This window comes from Neisseria viridiae (assembly GCF_962747995.1).
Taxonomy (GTDB): domain Bacteria; phylum Pseudomonadota; class Gammaproteobacteria; order Burkholderiales; family Neisseriaceae; genus Neisseria; species Neisseria viridiae.
The window spans coordinates 1-20121 of sequence record NZ_CAUJAJ010000012.1; the positions used below are offsets into that span (position 1 = coordinate 1).

Annotated in this window: 18 protein-coding genes; 4 read left to right on the top strand and 14 right to left on the bottom strand. The window is 53.4% G+C overall.

What is annotated here, in order from left to right; all coding sequences use genetic code 11:
- Positions 1-530: 530 nt before the first annotated feature.
- From mnmA to Q9J79_RS07555, 14 genes are all read right to left on the bottom strand, one after another.
- Positions 531-1634, bottom strand: a complete 1104-nt coding sequence (gene mnmA, locus Q9J79_RS07485) for a tRNA 2-thiouridine(34) synthase MnmA (protein WP_301911394.1) — start codon at positions 1632-1634, stop codon at positions 531-533.
- A gap of 125 nt (positions 1635-1759) precedes the next feature.
- Positions 1760-2233 (bottom strand): copper chaperone PCu(A)C, encoded by a 474-nt coding sequence (locus tag Q9J79_RS07490; RefSeq protein WP_003714216.1) that lies wholly within the window; start codon positions 2231-2233, stop codon positions 1760-1762.
- Between the two features lie 136 nt (positions 2234-2369).
- Complete coding sequence (locus tag Q9J79_RS07495) at positions 2370-2753, bottom strand: diacylglycerol kinase (protein ID WP_096100352.1); 384 nt, start codon at positions 2751-2753, stop codon at positions 2370-2372.
- Positions 2754-2911: 158 nt separating this feature from the next.
- Complete coding sequence (gene gshB / locus Q9J79_RS07500) at positions 2912-3868, bottom strand: glutathione synthase (protein WP_301911433.1); 957 nt, start codon at positions 3866-3868, stop codon at positions 2912-2914.
- A 92-nt stretch (positions 3869-3960) separates the two neighbouring features.
- A complete protein-coding gene (locus tag Q9J79_RS07505) occupies positions 3961-5649 on the bottom strand; it encodes a glutamine--tRNA ligase/YqeY domain fusion protein (RefSeq protein ID WP_301911434.1) in 1689 nt (562 codons plus the stop codon).
- A 111-nt stretch (positions 5650-5760) separates the two neighbouring features.
- Positions 5761-6534: a DeoR/GlpR family DNA-binding transcription regulator gene (locus Q9J79_RS07510; protein ID WP_301818739.1), complete on the bottom strand. Its 774-nt coding sequence runs from the start codon at positions 6532-6534 to the stop codon at positions 5761-5763.
- Between the two features lie 42 nt (positions 6535-6576).
- Complete coding sequence (locus Q9J79_RS07515; RefSeq protein ID WP_301911396.1) at positions 6577-7479, bottom strand: LysO family transporter; 903 nt, start codon at positions 7477-7479, stop codon at positions 6577-6579.
- A 148-nt stretch (positions 7480-7627) separates the two neighbouring features.
- Positions 7628-8344: a GntR family transcriptional regulator gene (locus Q9J79_RS07520; protein ID WP_002212831.1), complete on the bottom strand. Its 717-nt coding sequence runs from the start codon at positions 8342-8344 to the stop codon at positions 7628-7630.
- A gap of 520 nt (positions 8345-8864) precedes the next feature.
- Positions 8865-9287, bottom strand: a complete 423-nt coding sequence (locus tag Q9J79_RS07530) for an OsmC family protein (protein WP_301911397.1) — start codon at positions 9285-9287, stop codon at positions 8865-8867.
- A 119-nt stretch (positions 9288-9406) separates the two neighbouring features.
- Positions 9407-10078, bottom strand: a complete 672-nt coding sequence (locus Q9J79_RS07535; protein ID WP_301911398.1) for a DUF3108 domain-containing protein — start codon at positions 10076-10078, stop codon at positions 9407-9409.
- Positions 10079-10093: 15 nt separating this feature from the next.
- Positions 10094-10720, bottom strand: coding sequence for a phosphoribosylglycinamide formyltransferase (gene purN, locus Q9J79_RS07540; RefSeq protein ID WP_301911399.1), 627 nt, complete (start codon positions 10718-10720; stop codon positions 10094-10096).
- Positions 10721-10827: 107 nt separating this feature from the next.
- Positions 10828-11646: an FKBP-type peptidyl-prolyl cis-trans isomerase gene (locus Q9J79_RS07545; RefSeq protein ID WP_301885147.1), complete on the bottom strand. Its 819-nt coding sequence runs from the start codon at positions 11644-11646 to the stop codon at positions 10828-10830.
- 259 nt (positions 11647-11905) lie between these two features.
- Positions 11906-12346: a DNA polymerase III subunit chi gene (locus tag Q9J79_RS07550; protein WP_301911435.1), complete on the bottom strand. Its 441-nt coding sequence runs from the start codon at positions 12344-12346 to the stop codon at positions 11906-11908.
- Positions 12347-12416: 70 nt separating this feature from the next.
- A complete protein-coding gene (locus Q9J79_RS07555; protein WP_301911400.1) occupies positions 12417-13823 on the bottom strand; it encodes a leucyl aminopeptidase in 1407 nt (468 codons plus the stop codon).
- A 167-nt stretch (positions 13824-13990) separates the two neighbouring features.
- On the opposite strand from Q9J79_RS07555, the gene lptF reads away from it, so the two are divergent.
- The 4 genes from lptF (at position 13991) to Q9J79_RS07575 (ending at position 20104) form a co-directional block, all read left to right on the top strand.
- Positions 13991-15106: an LPS export ABC transporter permease LptF gene (gene lptF, locus Q9J79_RS07560; RefSeq protein WP_301911401.1), complete on the top strand. Its 1116-nt coding sequence runs from the start codon at positions 13991-13993 to the stop codon at positions 15104-15106.
- Entirely contained in the window at positions 15103-16173 is a 1071-nt protein-coding gene (gene lptG / locus Q9J79_RS07565; protein WP_301911402.1) for an LPS export ABC transporter permease LptG, read from the top strand. The genes lptF and lptG overlap by 4 nt, the downstream gene beginning before the upstream one ends.
- Before the next feature lie 208 nt (positions 16174-16381).
- Positions 16382-18967: a bifunctional aconitate hydratase 2/2-methylisocitrate dehydratase gene (gene acnB / locus Q9J79_RS07570; protein WP_304685293.1), complete on the top strand. Its 2586-nt coding sequence runs from the start codon at positions 16382-16384 to the stop codon at positions 18965-18967.
- A gap of 141 nt (positions 18968-19108) precedes the next feature.
- Complete coding sequence (locus tag Q9J79_RS07575; protein WP_301911404.1) at positions 19109-20104, top strand: ornithine carbamoyltransferase; 996 nt, start codon at positions 19109-19111, stop codon at positions 20102-20104.
- Positions 20105-20121 lie beyond the last annotated feature (17 nt).

Genomic DNA, 20121 nt, shown 5'->3' on the forward strand with positions numbered 1-20121 from the left:
CTTTTCCGAGAGATAATCAAAAATACCAAACTCGTATTGCCTCACCCTACATATGTAAGCAAATTTCCCATTTGGGAGCGAGATTTCATAGATTTTTCCGTATTTTTTTACACCCTTATCCATATCGATTATTTTTAATGTGTTTTATTTGATAAATTATCATCGAGTAGTCCCGTTTCGATCTCTTCGCTTGTTTGAGTTTCCCAATTCTCAATATGATGCTTCTGTTTTTTCGGTGATGCCCTCTTTTCCTTTTAGATAAAATTTGACGCACTGACATCTCATCAGCCCCACTCGTTCTACCAGTGTAGATTTTTCCTGTAGGATTCCCAGTTGCATCGAGTTCTGGTGCTTGATAAACAATATATTTAACCAACCCCTAGATGTCTAGCTCTCGAGCCCAAACACGCCGTCCTTCCTCGTCATACGCCTCTATGGGCGTGCCGAGGTAGTCAGAAATGATGGAGTAGCGTCAAAGTGGAATTGAGCGGAACAATGCCGTCTGAAAACCGTTTCAGACGGCATAAGTTTTATCGCGTGATGATGACAGGCTTGTCGGTCGATTGGATGATGCCGCCGCCCAAACAGATGTCGCCGTCGTACAGCACGGCGGACTGACCCGGCGTAACCGCCCATTGCGGTTCGTCAAACACCAGCTCGGCGGTTTCATCATCCAAATAGCGCAATTCGCAAGGCGCGTCCGCCATACGGTAACGCGTTTTGCAGGTATAGCGTCCTGCCTTCAGACGTTCGGGCAGCGTGAAACTCAAATCGTTCATCACAAGGCTGCGGGTATAGAGCAGCGGATGGTCGTGTCCTTGCACGACAATCAGTTCGTTTTTCGTCAAATCTTTAGCCGCAACAAACCACGGTTCGCCCGCGCCGCCGATGCCCAATCCTTTGCGCTGGCCCAATGTGTAAAACATCAGCCCGACGTGTTCGCCGACGGTTTTCCCTTCGGGCGTAACCATTTTACCGTTGTCGGTCGGTAGGTATTTTTGCAGGAACTCGCGGAACGGACGCTCGCCGATGAAACAGATGCCCGTGCTGTCTTTTTTGGCGGCGGTCGGCAGTTTGAACTCGGTGGCAAGGCGGCGCACTTCGGGTTTTTCCAAACCGCCCAACGGAAAAATCGCGCGTTCGAGCTGGAAAGGCTTGAGGCGGTAGAGGAAATAGCTTTGGTCTTTGTTTTGATCCAAACCTTTGAGCAGGTAATGCACGCCGTTGCGGATTTCTTTGCGCGCATAGTGTCCGGTGGCAATGGTATCCGCGCCCTGCCCTACGGCATAGTCCAAAAAGCATTTGAATTTGATTTCGGCGTTGCACAACACATCGGGATTCGGCGTGCGCCCCGCACTGTATTCCTTTAGAAAATAAGCAAAAACTTTGTCTTTATATTGCGCGGCGAAATTAACGATGTCGATATCGATGCCGACAATATCGGCAACGGCGATGGCATCGAACGAGTCCTGTTTGATGCTGCAATATTCGTCGTTGTCGTCGTCCTCCCAGTTTTGCATGAATACACCGCGCACTTGATAACCCTGCTGCTTGAGCAGGGCGGCGGTTACGGAAGAATCGACACCGCCGGAGAGCCCGACGATGATATTGGAAGGGTTTGCTGTCGTATTCATGCGTAGAATATGGTTGGAAACGGCGGTTTTTAAAGGCGGATTTTAACACATTTTAAAGGCGGGCATAAAAATGCCGTCTGAAAGCCCGGGCTTTTTCAGACGGCATTTCAAATATTTTCAGCAGATTAGTGCTGATGCGCTTCGCCGTGGTGATGACCGTGATCCATTGCCGGCATCGGCGCGGTTTTGACTTCCAGTTGGACGGTTTGCGCTTTGGCGTTTTTAAACTTCAGGGTAACGGGAATCTTGTCGCCCTCTTTTAACTGTTTTTTCAAACCCATAAACATGACATGATAGCTGCCGGGTTTGAGTTCGGTAACGGATTTCGCCTCCAAAGGCACGCCGCCTTCGACTTCGCGCATACGCATCACACCGTTGTCGTTGATGTGGGTATGCACTTCGACGCGGTCGGCAACGGGGCTGCTTCCGCCGAGCAAAAAGTCTTGTTTGGCTTCGTCGTTGTGGATTTTCATGAACGCGCCGCCCATTTTCATACCTTCGACGGTGGTGCGCGCCCAGCCGTCCTCAACGTGGATTCCGGCGGCGGAAACCGCGCCTGCCAAACCTGCCATCATCACGGCTGCCAATAGTTTTTTCATCTTTCTACTCCTTAAATGTCAAACGAGGATGCACTCATCTTACAAACAAATACCGTTCGGAAATTTGATATAGATTAAGCGAATAATAAATACTACATACTAATCCTAAAGGATTACAAATCCTGCTGCAAGCGTTTTACCCGAACAGGGCGGACAGCCAAACCGCCGCCAACATCAGCATCGCAAACAATTGTGCGGCAGAACCTGCGTCTTTGGCACGTTTGGCCAGTTCGTGTTTTTCAGTCGAAGTATGATCGACGGCGGCTTCGACGGCGGTGTTGAACAATTCGACAATAACCGACACAAAAGACGCGATAATCAACGGCAGGCGGACGGCGGTTTCGGAAACCCAAAAAAATGCCGCGCACACCAGCAGCGCGTTCAGCCACAAAACCTGACGGAATGCCGCTTCGTAACGGTAGGCGGCGGCAATGCCGTCTATCGAATAGCCGAACGCGTTGATGATGCGCCTGATGCCGCCTTTGCCTTTTTTTTCTGCCGCGTAGGAGGAAGGTTCCATCGGTATCCTTTCAAAATGTCCTCAATATATGCCGTCTGAAAACGAGTCGACGGGGTGTCCGTACGGCATTAAGCGCATCCCTGCCGGCTGAGGGAAAACCCTGCCTGCCCGATCAAACCAGGTGGTTGTGAAGCAAAAGCCTTTCAGACGGCATCGGTTTAACGTACCGACCACGCGGCAACGGCATCGGCAAACATCGCCGCCACATCGAAACCTTTTTGTTTCATGATTTCTTGGAATCCGGTCGGGCTGGTTACGTTGACTTCGGTCAGGTTGCTGCCGATAACGTCCAAACCGGCCAGCAGGATGCCGCGCCGTTTGAGTTCGGGGGCGAGCGTTTCGGCAATTTCTCGGTCGCGTTCACTCAATTCCTGCGCCACGCCGCGCCCGCCTGCCGCAAGGTTGCCGCGTGTTTCGCCGTTTTGCGGGATACGCGCCAAAGCATAGGGGACGACTTCGCCGCCGATAATCAGGATGCGTTTGTCGCCGTGTACGATTTCGGGAATGTAGCGTTGCACCATAATGGTGCGGGAATCAAGCTGCATCAAGGTTTCGAGGATACTGCCGATGTTGGGGTCTTTTTCGGTCAGGCGGAAAATGCCCATACCGCCCATGCCGTCGAGCGGTTTGATGATGATGTCGCCGTGTTCTTTCAAAAATGCGCGGACATCGGCGGAACGGGTCGTTACCAGCGTGGGCGCGATAAAGCGGCTGAAGTTCAAAATCGCCAGTTTTTCATTAAAGTCGCGCATCGCCTGTCCACTGTTGAACACTTTCGCGCCCTGCTGTTCCGCCAGCGTCAGAAGCTGTGTGGCGTAGAGGTATTGCATATCGAACGGCGGATCGGTACGCATAATCACGGCATCAAATGCTTTCAATGCCGTCTGAACTTTGTCCGCCGCTTTAAACCATGCATGATCATCATCGGCTTTTGCACCCAAAAATTCAAATGCCGATGCCTGTGCCGTTACCAAACCGCCGTTTACAGACAATTCCCCGCTCAATGTGTGAAACAGTTGCCAGCCGCGTTTTGCCATTTCCCGCATCATCGCGTAGGTGGTGTCTTTATAGGTTTTGAAACTTGCCATCGGGTCGGCGATAAAGAGGACTTTCATCATATTTCCTTTCCAGTGTGCCGAATGTGCCGCATTTCGCGGGTAAAGGAGAAATGCCGTCCGAACAATATTCAGACGGCAAGGATGGGGTTTTACTTAGGCTGCCAAGAATCTTTCAGCGTGACCGTGCGGTTAAACACCGGCGTGTCTTTGCTGTGGTCTTTGCGGTCGGTAACAAAATAGCCGATGCGCTCGAACTGCCAACGGCTTTCTGCCGGCAGATCTTTTGCGGCAGGTTCGGCGTAGGCGGTGATTTCCTTGACGGATTCAGGATTAAGGAAATCGGTAAACGGCAGGTATTCGCCGTCTTCGCCGCGCACGGCATCCGGACGCTCGACGGTAAAGAGTCGGTCGTACAGGCGGACTTTGATTTCGGCGGCATGTTCGGCGGACACCCAGTGAATCACGCCTTTAACTTTACGGCCTTCTGGATTTTTGCCCAAGGTGTCGTGGTCGATGCTGCACTTGAGTTCGACCACATTGCCTGCCGCGTCTTTGACGACTTCATCGCACTTGATGACATAACCGTGGCGCAAACGCACTTCGCCGCCGGGAATCAGGCGTTTGAATCCTTTGGGCGGATTTTCGGCAAAGTCGTCGGCTTCGATGTAGATGGTTTGTGAAACAGGTACTTCGCGATCGCCCATTTCTTCGTGGTTCGGATGGAACGCGGCACGGCGGCTTTGGGTTTTACCGGCTTCAAAGTTGGTCAGGGTAACTTTGAGCGGGTTCAACACCGCCATCAGGCGCGGGGCGGAGTTTTCCAACTCTTCGCGAATCGCGCCTTCCAACACGCTCATATCGACGATGTTTTCAGATTTGGAAATACCGGCGCGTTTGGCAAACAGGCGCAGCCCTTCGGGCGTGTAGCCGCGGCGGCGCATACCGGAAATCGTCGGCATACGCGGATCGTCCCAGCCGGAAACGTGTTTTTCCACAACCAACTGATTCAATTTCCGTTTGGAGGTAATGGTGTACAAAAGCTCCAAGCGTGAAAACTCGTATTGGCGCGGACGTGTGGCGTGCGGCGCGGGGATGTTGTCCAACACCCAGTCGTAAAGCGGACGGTGCGCTTCAAATTCGAGCGTGCACAAGGAATGCGTGATACCTTCGATGGCATCGGAAATGCAATGCGTGTAGTCGTACATCGGGTAGATGCACCATTTGTCGCCGGTGTTGTGGTGATGGGCGCGGCGGATGCGGTAGATGACGGGGTCGCGCATATTGATGTTGCCTGCCGCCATGTCGATTTTCAGGCGCAGGGTTTTGCTGCCGTCTGGAAACTCGCCGTTTTTCATGCGTGTGAACAGGTCGAGGTTTTCTTCGATGCTGCGGTCGCGGTAAGGGCTGTTTTTGCCCGCTTCGGTCAGCGTACCGCGGTATTCGCGCATTTCTTCAGGCGTCAAATCATCGACATACGCTTTGCCGTCTTTGATTAAACCGACGGCGTAATCATAAAGCTGGTCGAAATAGTTGGAAGCAAAACGCGGCTCGCCCGCCCAATGAAAACCAAGCCACTCAACGTCTTCTTTGATGGCGTTGACGTATTCGTCGTTTTCTTTTTCAGGATTGGTATCGTCAAAACGCAGGTTGCACAAGCCATCGTAAATATAAGCCAAACCGAAGTTCAGGCAGATGGATTTGGCATGACCGATGTGCAGGTAGCCGTTGGGTTCGGGCGGAAAACGAGTTTGGACGGCTGCGTGTTTGCCGCTTTTGAGGTCGTCTTCGATGATGGTGCGGATAAAGTGGTTGTCCGCGAATTGGTCTTTATTGAGCATAGTTTTCTTTGAACAGATGGCTTCAGACGGCATTGGGGCGGTTCCGTATGCCGTCTGAAGCGGTTTGATGATGTGTTTATTGTACCCGACTTGTGCGCTTTGACATAGCGTTCAGACGGCATCGGCAATCAGGCATTCCACCCCCGCCTCTTTCAGCATCTTCTGCATCGCGGTATCGGGCAGCCGGTCGGTAAATACTTTGTCAAACGCCGTAATGTCGCCGAGCCTGACCAGCGCGTTGCTGCGGAATTTGCTGTGGTCCACGCCGAGGAAGCGGACGCGCGCGTTGGCCATCATCGCCTGCATCACGCTGACTTCTTTATAGTCGTCGTCCAAAAGCGATCCGTCGCTTTCCACGCCGTGCGTGCTCATCACGGCATAATCGACTTTGAACTGGTTGATAAAATCGACGGTCGCCACGCCGGTAATGCCGCCGTCTAGGGGACGGACAACGCCGGATGTGATGATGACCGTGTAATCCGTCCGCGCCGAAGCAATCGAGGCGGCGTGGATATTGTTGGTAATTACCCTCAGGCTGCCGCGCCGCCTGACCAGCTCCGACACCACGGCCTCCATCGTCGTGCCGATACTGACAAACAGCGACGAACCGTCGGGGATGTGTTCCGCAATCAGCCGGGCAATGGCATTTTTTTCGTTTTGACACCGGGTTTGCCGGTCGGCGGGCAGACCCTCCGGCAAGTTTCCGCCCGAAGATGCGCCGCCGTGATGGCGTTTCAGGCTGCCGCCCTCCTCCAACTCGCGGATGTCGCGGCGTATCGTCTGCGGGGTAACGTCCAATGCGGCGGCAAGCTCGTCCACCGACATAAACTGATGCCGTCGGACAAGGCTTAAAACCTCTCCGTGCCTTTGGATTTTCGGTTTCATATGTTTTTATTTCATTTCCTACGAATGTGGATTTTACCGCGCTCAGCCCAGTGTGGAAAACACCACCATCAGAAACGGGGCGGCAATGTTGACCACCACGCCGAAGCTGACCGCTACCGGCACGACTTCCAAACCGCCCGCACCCTGAATCACGGGCAATGTGAAATCCATACTGGTCGCACCGCCAACCCCCACCGCCGCATCCGGAAAACGCTTCATCAGCAGCGGGATAAATGCCAATGCAAACAGCTCTCGTGCCAAGTCGTTCAACAGCGCGATGCTGCCCCACACCGCACCGTAAGCCTCGGTCATTACCAAACCCGAGAGGGAATACCAACCGAAGCCGGAAGCCATCGCCAAACCTTTCGCCCACGACACGCCGTCTGTCGAAACAGCAAACAGCAATCCGCCCGAAAGGGATGAAAGCATAAACCAGACCGAAAGCCGGATGCCCCGCCGGTTAAGCAAAACCTGCCGCAACGGCACGCCGCCGCTTTTGAGCTGCACGCCGATGAGGAACACCAGCAGCATCAGGCAGTACATACCCGCGTTTTCAGACGGCATCCAAATATCGCGCATCAGTTTTCCGAATGAGAATCCGAGCAGCACGCATCCGAGCTGCCTCACACTGTCCGACACGCCGACCGAAACGCCCTTCCCTTTCCCCCCTATCCGCCACGGGGACAACTTCCCCGACACTGCCAAGGCAAGCAGGTTCGCCCCGACTGTACAAACAAACAGCCACAGAACCGTCAACGCCATATCGCCCAACCGCGAACCCAAATCCTCCACGCGCGACAACGATACGCCGATCAGCAGCAGCACGGCATACACCAAAACCAACAGCACCTTGTCCAAGGCAGGCAGGTAAGGCTTGGGAACACGGATAAAAAATCCGGCAAACATCGGTACCAAAACCGAAAGCAACGTCATCAGGCTGTTCATCTCCTGACCTCCTTTATTGCCGCATGATATGTGCGGCTTAAAAATTGCCGTCTGAAAATTGCAGATACCCGCATCCATATTTCAGACGGCATCAGGTTCGCCATTAAAAAACCGCCTGAAGGTTCAGGCGGCTTATCCGCTCCGGCATTCAATCTTCCAAAGTCTTTTCCAAGCGTTCCATACAGTTGCCCAAATGGCGGCGCAGGATTTTGACCACGCGGTTGCGCCTGCCCGCCAGCAGCAGGTCGAGGATTTCGCGGTGTTCGGAATGCGTGTGCGTATTGATGGCGTGTTTTTCCTCGCGATGCACGCCCGCCACGGCGACAATCAGGGAAGACCGCGCGCACAGCGTGTTCATAATGTCGAACAGCACATCGTTGCCCACCAGGCGCGCCAGTTCGACGTGGAAGGCATTGGACAGGCGGTTCCAGCCGACGCGGTCTCCTCTGCCGGAAGCCTCTTCTTCGCGCCTTATCATCGCATAAAGCGGCTTGAGGCGCGTTTCCAAATCCGGCAGGTCGGCGAGGATATTCAAAATCATCGTCTCCATTTCGATGCGCGCATTGAACACATCCTGCATTTCTTTCAAATCGGGAACATGGACGAACGCGCCCCTGTTGGGTTGCAAATCGACAATCTTGTCGTGCGCCAAAAGCGACAGCGCGCCGCGGACGGTGTTGCGCGAACACACCATCTGACGGCAAAGTTCGGATTCGGTCAGCTTTTTGCCGGGCAGCAGCACCTGATCGGTAATGCCGTCCAAAATCAGGGCGTAAACACGGAACAGTTCCGAATCGTGCCGCTCTTCGAGAATCAGGGAAGACGTGGTCGGCGCATGGATAATGTCGTCGTTTTCAAAGTTCATGATGTTTTCCGTATTTTTACGCTTTCAAATTTTTTAAGATGTTTCAAGACGGCTGTGCTTCAAATCGTGTCGGAGAAATTAAAGTATTACACAAATTTATTTTATAGTGGATTAAATTTAAATCAGGACAAGGCGACGAAGCCGCAGACAGTACAGATAGTACGGCAAGGCGAGGCAACGCCGTACTGGTTTAAATTTAATCCACTATAATTCAATAAATTAATATATGGCTTAAAATAACAGGATACCCGCCTTCCGCCCGCCTGCAGAAGCAGGCGGGCATCATTTTAAAACGCGGCATTTAAAATTTGACCGAAAATTGTTGACAATCCGGAATCAAGCCTGCACAATACCCCGACAAGTCCAAGTATTATAAAGGCTGAATAAAGAGGAAACAGCAGGTAGATATATTCGGGAGGTGCAGTCCGAATATATCTGCTTTTTTATGCGCCTCCGGCTTGCCTGCCGCCCCCCCTCCTTCAGACGGCATCGGCCGTTTCCCCATAATGCCGCCCGATGCCTATTTCTCCGCCCCGGCAATTTCAAAACTGTGGGTAATCTTTGCCGCCTTGCCCAGCATAATCGAGGCCGAACAGTATTTTTCGGCAGACATCTGCACGGCGCGCCCGATGGCCTGTTCTTTCAAATCGTGCCCGAATACTTTGAAATGGATGTGGATTTCGGTAAACACGCGCGGCGCATCGTCTGCCCGTTTCGCCGTTACCGTCGCACGGCAGTCAGTTACTTTCTGACGCTGTCTTTCGGCAATCATCACTACATCGATGCTCGAACAGCCCGCCACGCCCAACAGCAGCATTTCCAAAGGGCTGGGGCCGCGCTTGACCGCGCCTTCCGCCGCCGAACCCTCCATAATGACGCTGTGCCCGCCTTCCGCCGTGCCGACAAAGCACATTCCGTCTATCCATTTTGATGTAACCTGCATCGTTCCTCCCTCCGGATAATCACATTAAAACCGCCCTGCATATGGCGTTATTGTAAACAATTTCAAGCGGCTTATACAGAAATATGGACAAAACGGCAAAAAACCGCCCGAAAACCGGTTTACGGTTTGGCGGCCTGGCCGTTGATCTGCACCGATTTGAGCTTCAGCGTATAGGTTTTGCCGTCGTCGGTATAGCCGATTTGTGCCGGAATATTGTTCAGGGACGGTGCGAAGAAATACGTTACTGTATCGTCGCCGCGCCGCACCTGATATTTGACAACCTCGGTTTCCGCGCCGCCTATGCTGTATTTTCCCGTACCCTCCTTATTCAAACCGCCGACGGAATAAAGTTTTTTACCGTTGGTAATTTTCAGACCGGAGGGAAGTTTCGCGTCGTTTGCCGCCAGCTGCCATGCCAATGTGAATAAATCCATAGCCTTGGGGCTTGGCTCGGTTTTACTCTCTCCGGCTTTACCGTAAGTTACGCTACCGTCAACGAACTTGGCTTCCGCATATAGTTTTCCGCCGCGTATATCTTTGTAGTAGGCAGGATGCAGTGTATTGCCGCTAACCGTACCTCCTGATTCGAAACGGATGTTGTACAAAGGTACTTTGATCGTTGAAACGATTTTGTAAGCATTGCCGCTGCGTTCAAATGTCATCGTGGCGGGGATGCCGTAGCTGCCCGAATAATGCAGCACGGCGGATTGGGGCAGCCCTGCCGCATACGCGCACGGCAGGGCGGCGGACAAAATGGCGGCGGAAAATATATTTTTTAAAGTCTTCATCATTTGCTCCCGCCCGGTTTACGCCGTCAGGAAACGGGCGGCATCGGCGTTTTCCGAATTTCTGACGCGGTTGCCCTCGATACTCAAGCGGCCGGCGGCAAAATCAGCAACGGCTTTCGGATAAAGTTTATGCTCGACAGCTAAAACCCGTGCGGCAATATCGTCTGCCGTATCACCATCAAGTATCGGCACAATCCCTTGCGATACAATCGGGCCGCAATCCAGCTCGGCCGTAACAAAATGAATAGTACAGCCGGCAACGCGGCAACCTGCCTCCAAAGCGCGTTCGTGCGTATGAAGTCCGGTAAACGAGGGAAGGATGGACGGGTGGATGTTCATCAGCCTGCCTTCGTAATGGGCGCAAAACTCGGGGGTCAGAATCCGCATAAAACCTGCCAAAACCACCAAGTCAGGTTGATATGCGTCGATTTTCTCCATCATAGCGGTATCGAAGGCAAGCCGGGATGTAAAGTTTTTATGGTTCAGGCTGTCGGTCGGAATACCGCGTTCGGCCGCCCATTTCAGTCCTTCCGCCGTTTCGCTGTTGCTTAACACGGCAGCAATACGAACGTTGGGAATAGCAGCATTGACGATGGCCTGCATATTGCTGCCGCGTCCGGAAATCAGGATGACGATGTTTTTCATAATGGTACGCTTTTGAAAGGGATGCCGTCTGAATCTGCCGCTTTGCGCCTTCAGACGGCATTTGCCGTAAAAATGCCCGAAAACCTGTTTCGGGCAAGGATTCGGACTTAATTTACTTTTTTGATGTCGACTTGAACCGGCTGCTTGGCAGGCGCGTTTTCCGGCGCGCCGACTTTAACCAGTTTCACATCAAATACCAAAGTGGAATTCGGGCCGATTTTATCACCCGCACCCTGTTCTCGGTAGGCAAGGTTGGACGGGATGTAGAAGGTGGCTTCGCCGCCTTCTTTCAGGAGTTGGACGCCTTCGGTCCAACCGGGGATGACTTGGCTCAAGGGGAAGGTGGCGGGGCCGCCGTTGGCTTTGCTGCTGTCGAATACCGTACCGTCAATCAGACGGCCTTCGTATTCCACGGTAACGATGTCGTCTTTGGTCGGCTGTTTGCCTTCGCCCTGTTTGGTGATTTTGTATTGCAGGCCGGAAGCGGTGGTTTTCACACCTTCTTTGCCGGCATTTTCCTTCAGGAAGGCTTCGCCTTTTTCTTTATTGGCCTTCGCGTCCGCCTTGTGTTTTTCTACGGCTTTGGCCTGTTGTTCCTGAAGGAATTTCATCATGACTTCCTGAGCCTGCTCTTCGGTCATTTTGATTTCTTTGCCGTCATACACTGCCTGCATGGCTTCGGTAAAGACTTTCAAATCGATTTCCGCGCCCTGTTCCTTCATTTGTTTCAGGGAGCGTCCGATGTCCACGCCCATCGCGTAGCTTGCCTGCTGCATCGTGCTGCCGATTGAAGAGGTGTCGCCCTGCGCGGCAGAAGCGGCGGCAGGTTCGGATGCAGATGCGGGGGCGGCTTCTTTTTTGCCGCAGGCGGAAAGTGCCAAAGCGGCGGAAAGGGTCAGTGCGCTGATTTTGAAAATGGTGTTCATGATGGATCTTCGCTGTCGATAAGGTCGGAAAAACGGGATTATAGCCGAGTTTGAATGTTTCAACACACAGGACGACACATAAAGCGTCAATCTGTGTGCTGTCCTGTTTTGGAAGGGATTGAACCTTCCCAAATAAGGTCTGATTCTACCGCCCCGAAGGACAGATGTCCAAGTGGCGGGGTTCAACCGATCAGGAAATTTTAATCAAATAGAATCAAGCCTGTTTAAATTTTGTAAATGCGGCATTTCAGACGGCATTTCATGCCTTGCCCTCCATGCCGTGATGTTCGATGGCAAAACCGCTTCGGCGGTAGGCGGCAAAGCGTTCGCGCGCGTCGGCGAGTTCTTCCAGACTGTTGCCGACGATTTCCAAAACGCGTGCGGGCAAGACCGGAGCGGTGTTCCAAAAACCGTCGGACAGGTTCAAAACGGCCATGCCTTCGGGAATTCGGGGCGGATTGCCGCCGCAGGCAAGCAGGACGGATGTTTCAGACGGCATGGCTTCTTCCGTTTCCCAAATTTCGTGCGGAATGAAACTCTCGGCTTCGTATTGCCAAAGCATTTTGTCCAATTCCTGAAGCTGCCCGAACGAATCGGACCACACCAGTATCCTGCCACCGTCCCGAATCGCACGGGCAATCAGGCGGCAGGTGAAAATCGGAACTTGGGCAACGTGCGTGTAAAAGGTGGCTTTCGGCATATCGTTTGCTTGGCAAGGGTATGCCGTCTGAACGGTGCGGCACACTGTTTCAGACGGCATGATTACGGGGTTAAAGATTGCGCAGGTAGTTCAACAGCAGCGGCACGGGGCGGCCGGTCGCGCCTTTTTCGCTGCCGGATTTCCATGCCGTACCCGCGATGTCGAGGTGCGCCCACGGGTAGTCTTCGGTGAAGTAAGACAGGAATGTTGCGGCGATAATCGTGCCTGCACCCGGCGTGCCGATGTTGGGGATGTCGGCGAAGTTGGATTTGAGCTGGTCTTTGTAGGTCTCGAAAAGCGGCAGTTGCCATACTTTGTCGTCCACGTTGTAGGAAGCGGCAAGCAGGCTGTCGATCAAATCCTGATTGTTGCCCATCACGCCGCTGACATCGTGCCCCAAAGCGACAATACACGCCCCCGTTAAAGTCGCCACATCAATCACGGCTTTGGGTTTGAACTGTTCGGCGTAAGTGAGCGCGTCGCACAAAATCAGACGGCCTTCAGCATCGGTGTTCAACACTTCGATGGTCAGCCCTTTCATACTTTTCACAACGTCGCCCGGTTTGTTGGCCGCGCCGGAAGGCATATTTTCACAAGTGGCGACGATGGCGATGAGGTTAATCGGCAGTTGCAGTTTGACGGCGGCGCAGAAGGTGCTGATGACGGTTGCCGCGCCGCACATGTCAAACTTCATTTCATCCATGTTCAGGCCGGGCTTAAGGGAGATGCCGCCGGTGTCGAAGGTAATGCCTTTGCCGACTAGGACGACGGGGGCGGCTTCTTTGTCGGCTGCACCGAAGTAACTCAATTCAATCAGATAGGGGTCTTCCACGCTGCCTTTGGCGACCGACCAGAACGAACCCATGTTTTCTTTGATGTAGTCTTTTTCGATGATTTTGGCGTGTGCGCCCAGTTTTTCGGCTTCGGCTTTGGCGGTGCGCGCTAAAAATTCGGGCGTACATTCGTTGGGCGCGGCGTTGCCCAAGTCGCGGCAGAGGCTTTGTCCGTAAACCTGCGCTTCGGCGACGCGCAGGGCTTCTTTGACGGCGGCTTCGTGTGCGGTGTGGAACACGGCTTGTGCGAATTTGGCGGGCTTGGCTTCTTTTTTATAGCGGTCGAAACGGTAGGCGGCGTTGCCGAACGCGATGGCAAAGGCTTCGGCAACAGCGGCGGCTTGCGCTTCTTCAAAGGCGTGAACGTCCACATTGACCGTTTCCTGATTTTGCGCCCATTTGGCGGCTTCGGCAGCGGCTTTGTTCAGCGCGGCACGGTCGGTTTTTTCAAGGCGGACGACGGCGACTGCCTGCAAACCGTTGCCTGTCGGGATTTTGGTGTCGGCAAAAGTTTGACCTTCTTCAAGCGAAGACAAAAGGGCAAGGACGGTCGGGTTGCTCAGTTGCGATGCTTCGGCGCAGACAAATAATTGCGCACCTGCCTGTTGCGGCTGCAAGGTTCCGGCTTTTGTGCTAAATTCCACGTTTATTCTCCTGATTGAGATGGTTTCGGGTAGTTTCAGACGACCCTTTGCATCAAGAAGTCGTCTGAAAACGGTTGGAAAGATTGTACTCCATTTGAGAGGTCGTCTGAAACCTTGCGCAGACAATCCGCCTGCGCCGAACCGCTACCGCTCCTAGCCGCGATTCTATGATTTATCAAAGAAACTTCATCAAAGAACTCTCTTTTACCGCCGTCGGCATTTTCGTCGTCCTCTTGGCGGTGTTAGTCTCCACTCAGGCAATCAACCTGCTCGGCCGTGCTGCCGACGGGCGCGTCGCCATCGATGCCGTGTTGGCATTGGTCGGCTTCTGGGTCATCGGCATGACGCCGCTTTTGCTGGTTTTGACTGCGTTCATCAGCACGCTGACCGTGTTGACCCGTTACTGGCGCGACAGCGAAATGTCGGTCTGGCTCTCCTGCGGATTGGCGTTGAAACAGTGGATACGCCCCGTCATGCAGTTTGCCGTGCCGTTTGCCGTTTTGATTGCCGTCATGCAGCTTTGGGTCATGCCGTGGGCAGAGTTGCGCAGCCGCGAATATGCTGAAATTTTGAAGCAGAAGCAGGAATTGTCTTTGGTGGAAGCCGGCGAGTTCAATAACTTGGGCAAGCGCAACGGCAGGGTTTATTTTGTCGAAACCTTCGATACCGAATCCGGCATCATGAAAAACCTGTTCCTGCGCGAACAGGACAAAAACGGCAACGACAACATTATCTTCGCCAAAGAAGGTAACTTCTCGCTAACCGACAACAAACGCACGCTTGAATTACACGACGGTTACCGTTACAGCGGCACGCCCGGCAAAGCCGACTACAACCGCGTTTCTTTCCAACACCTCAGCCTGATTATCAGCACCACGCCCAAACTCATCGACCCTGTTTCACACCGCCGTACCATTCCGACCGCCCAACTGATTGGCAGCAGCAATCCCCAACACCAGGCGGAATTGATGTGGCGTATTTCCTTGACCGTCAGCGTTTTGCTGTTGTGCCTGCTTGCCGTGCCGCTTTCTTATTTCAATCCGCGCAGCGGACACACCTACAATATCTTGATTGCCATCGGTTTGTTTCTAATTTACCAAAACGGGCTGACCCTGCTTTTTGAAGCCGTTGAAAATGGAAAAATCCATTTCTGGCTCGGACTTCTGCCTATGCACATCATTATGTCCGCCACCGCCGTCATCCTGTTGCGCGTCCGCAGTATGCCCGCGCAGCCATTTTGGCGGGCGGTTGCCGAAAGCCTGACACCGAAAGGCAGAAAATGAACCTGATTTCACGTTACATCATCCGCCAAATGGCGGTTATGGCGGTTTACGCCCTCCTGGCCTTCCTCGCCCTATACAGCTTTTTCGAGATCATCAACGAAGTCGGCGACTTGGGCAAAGGCAGCTATAACGGCGCAACCATGGCGCAATACGTCCTCATGCAGATGCCCGCGCGCGCCTACGAACTCATGCCCCTCGCCGTCCTCATCGGCGGACTCGTCTCCCTCAGCCAACTTGCCGCCGGCAGCGAACTGACCGTCATCAAAGCAAGCGGCATGAGCACCAAAAAACTGCTGCTGATCCTGTCGCAGTTCGGACTGATTTTCGCCATCGCCACCGCTGCGCTCGGCGAATGGATCGCCCCCGTCCTCAGCCAAAAAGCCGAAAACATCAAATCCGCCGCCATCAACGGCAAAATCAGCACCGGCAATACCGGCCTTTGGCTCAAAGAAAAAAACAGCATCATCAACGTGCGCGAAATGCTGCCCGACCATACGCTTTTGGGCATCAAAATTTGGGAGCGTAACGATAAAAACGAACTGATCCAAGCGGCAGAAGCCGAATCCGCTGTTTTGAATCCCGACGGCAGCTGGCAGTTGAAAAATATCCGCCGCAGCATATTGGGCGAAGATAAAGTCGAGGTCTCTATTGCGGCTGAAGAAAACTGGCCGATTGCCGTCAGACGCAACCTGATGGACGTATTGCTCGTCAAACCCGACCAAATGTCCGTCGGCGAGCTGACCACCTACATCGACCATCTGGAAAAAAATAACCAAAATACCCAAGTCTATGCCATCGCATGGTGGCGCAAACTCGTTTACCCCGTCGCCGCATGGGTCATGGCGCTCGTTGCCTTCGCCTTTACGCCGCAAACCACGCGCCACGGCAATATGGGCTTGAAACTCTTCGGCGGTATCTGCCTCGGTTTGCTGTTCCACTTTACCGGCAGGCTCTTCGGGTTTACCAGCCAACTCTACGGCGTCCCACCCTTCTTCGCCGGCGCACTGCCTACCATAGCCTTCGCCTTGCTTGCTGTTTGGCTGATACGCAAACAGGAAAAACGCTAAACCAATGCCGTCTGAACCCCCTTCGGACGGCATTGATTTTTATTATCATATTCTCGCAGACAGATAGCCGTTCCCTATTACATTGCCTGTCATAACAGTTCCATTTTTGTTAAAACTAGTCTATGATAGCGGTACAAATATTGTTTACAATATTTAACGCAAATCATTTGCAACCCGACAAAAGAAAAACAGAAAAAGGAACAAAGAGATGTTAGAAGCCTATCGCAAAGCCGCCGCTGAGCGCGCCGCCCTCGGCATTCCCGCCCTCCCTTTGAACGCGCAGCAAACCGCCGATTTGGTCGATTTGCTGAAAAACCCGCCCGCAGGCGAAGGCGAGTTCTTGGTCGAACTGCTTGCCCACCGCGTACCGCCCGGCGTGGACGATGCCGCCAAAGTCAAAGCCTCATTCTTGGCTGCCGTTGCCGAAGGCAGCGTATCCAGCCCGTTGGTTTCCCCCGAATATGCGACCGAACTCTTAGGTACGATGCTCGGCGGTTACAATATCCACGCCTTAATCGAACTCTTGGACGACGACAAACTCGCGCCCATTGCTGCCAAAGGCTTGAAACATACGCTTCTGATGTTCGATTCCTTCCACGACGTTCAGGAAAAAGCCGAAAAAGGCAACAAATACGCGCAAGAAGTTTTGCAATCTTGGGCAGATGCCGAATGGTTCACCTCCCGTGCCAAAGTTCCCGAAAAAATCACTGTTACCGTCTTTAAAGTCGACGGCGAAACCAATACAGACGACCTCTCTCCCGCGCCCGACGCGTGGAGCCGTCCTGATATCCCTCTGCACGCGCTGGCTATGTTGAAAAACCCGCGCGACGGCATCACGCCCGACAAACCGGGCGAAGTCGGTCCGATTAAATTGTTGGAAGAACTCAAAGCCAAAGGTCATCCTGTTGCTTACGTTGGCGACGTGGTCGGTACCGGTTCTTCACGCAAATCCGCGACCAACTCCGTCATTTGGCATACAGGCGAAGATATTCCCTTCGTACCGAACAAACGTTTCGGCGGCGTATGCCTGGGTGGCAAAATTGCGCCGATTTTCTTCAATACTCAAGAAGACTCCGGCGCATTGCCGATTGAAGTTGATGTTTCCGCGCTGAAAATGGGCGATGTCGTCGATATCCTGCCTTATGAAGGCAAAATCGTGAAAAACGGCGAAACTGTTGCCGAGTTCAGCCTGAAATCACAAGTATTGCTGGACGAAGTGCAAGCCGGTGGCCGTATCAACCTGATTATCGGTCGCGGCCTGACTGCCAAAGCGCGCGAAGCCCTGAAACTGCCTGCTTCTACCGAATTCCGTCTGCCTCAAGCACCTGCCGAAAGCAAAGCCGGTTTCACCTTGGCACAAAAAATGGTCGGTCGCGCCTGCGGTCTGCCCGAAGGGCAAGGCGTACGCCCGGGTACTTATTGCGAACCACGCATGACCACGGTCGGTTCGCAAGACACGACCGGCCCGATGACTCGCGACGAGTTGAAAGACTTGGCTTGCTTGGGTTTCTCTGCCGACATGGTGATGCAGTCTTTCTGTCACACCGCGGCTTATCCGAAACCTGTCGATGTCAGAACCCATAAAGAACTTCCCGCCTTTATTTCTACCCGTGGCGGCGTGTCCCTGCGTCCGGGCGACGGTGTCATCCACTCGTGGCTCAACCGCCTGCTGCTGCCCGATACCGTCGGCACCGGCGGCGACAGCCACACCCGTTTCCCCATCGGTATTTCCTTCCCCGCAGGTTCAGGCTTGGTCGCTTTTGCCGCCGCAACGGGCGTAATGCCGCTCGATATGCCCGAGTCCGTATTGGTACGCTTCAGCGGCAAGCTGCAACCGGGCGTAACCCTGCGCGATTTGGTAAACGCCATTCCGCTTTACGCGATTAAACAAGGTTTGCTGACCGTTGCCAAAGCCGGTAAGAAAAACATCTTCTCCGGCCGCATCCTCGAAATCGAAGGCCTGCCTGATTTGAAAGTGGAACAAGCCTTTGAATTGACCGACGCATCCGCCGAACGCTCCGCCGCCGGCTGTACCGTGAAGCTCAACAAAGAGCCGATTATCGAGTACATGAAATCCAACGTCGTGTTGATGAAAAACATGATTGCCGACGGCTATCAAGACCCGCGCACTTTGGAACGCCGCATCAAAGCCATGGAAAAATGGCTGGCAAATCCTGAGCTGCTCGAAGCGGATAAAGATGCCGAATACGCTGCCGTGATCGAAATCAACATGGACGACATCAAAGAGCCGATTATCGCCTGCCCGAACGATCCGGATGACGTATGCTTTATGTCCGAACGCTCCGGCACCAAAATCGACGAAGTGTTCATCGGTTCTTGTATGACCAACATCGGCCACTTCCGCGCCGCCTCCAAACTTTTGGAAGGCAAGGCAGACACCCCCGTCCGCCTGTGGATTGCGCCGCCGACCAAAATGGACGCGAAACAATTGTCCGACGAAGGACACTACGGCGTACTCGGACGTGCCGGCGCGCGTATGGAAATGCCGGGTTGCTCCTTATGTATGGGTAATCAGGCGCAAGTACGCGAAGGTGCGACCGTTATGTCCACCTCCACCCGCAACTTCCCGAACCGCTTGGGCAAAAACACCTTTGTTTACCTCGGTTCGGCGGAATTGGCGGCAATCTGCTCCAAACTGGGTAAAATCCCGACCGTTGAAGAATATCAAGCCAATATCGGCATCATCAACGAACAGGGCGATAAAATCTACCGCTATATGAACTTCAACGAAATCGACAGCTACAACGAAGTAGCCGAGACCGTGAATGTTTGATCCCCGTCATCCGTATGGAGTAAGGGATTGACCGCAATGCCGTCTGAACAACCTTCAGACGGCATTGCAACATTCCGCTAACCCTTCTTTCCGCAAACGCTGCAAATACGGCGTTCACTCCCCCACATAAAGGAAACGACAGTGAACCTGAAAAACCGCCATTTTCTGAAACTTTTAGACTTCACGCCGGAAGAAATCACCGCCTACCTCGACCTTGCCGCCGAATTGAAAGCCGCTAAAAAGGCAGGGGGCGAAGTGCAGCGGATGAAAGGGAAAAACATCGCCCTGATTTTTGAAAAAACCTCTACTCGGACACGCTGTGCGTTTGAAGTTGCCGCACGCGATCAAGGCGCGGGCGCAACCTATCTAGAACCGTCCGCCAGCCAAATCGGGCACAAAGAAAGCATCAAAGACACGGCGCGCGTCTTGGGCAGGATGTACGATGCCATCGAATATCGCGGCTTCGGTCAGGAAGTTGTTGAAGAATTGGCGAAATATGCGGGCGTACCCGTATTTAACGGACTGACCAACGAGTTCCACCCCACACAAATGCTTGCCGATGCACTGACTATGCGCGAACATAGCAGCAAACCTTTGAACCAAACCGCGTTTGCCTACGTCGGCGACGCGCGTTACAACATGGGCAATTCCCTGCTGATTTTAGGGGCAAAATTGGGGATGGACGTGCGTATCGGCGCACCGCAAAGCCTGTGGCCGTCTGAAGGCATTATTGCCGCCGCACACGCCGCCGCCAAAGAAACCGGCGCAAAAATTACCCTGACCGAAAACGCGCATGAAGCCGTCAAAGGTGTCGGTTTCATTCATACCGACGTATGGGTCAGTATGGGCGAGCCGAAAGAAGTCTGGCAGGAACGCATCGATTTGCTGAAAGATTACCGCGTTACCCCCGAGCTGATGGCGGCATCGGGCAATCCGCAGGTCAAATTCATGCACTGCCTGCCCGCCTTCCACAACCTCGAAACCAAAGTCGGCGAATGGATTTACGAAACCTTCGGGCTGAACGGTGTGGAAGTTACAGAAGAAGTATTCGAAAGCCCCGCCAGCATCGTGTTCGATCAGGCGGAAAACCGTATGCACACGATTAAAGCGGTAATGGTCGCGGCTCTGGGCGACTGACAGAACTGTACCTGTTT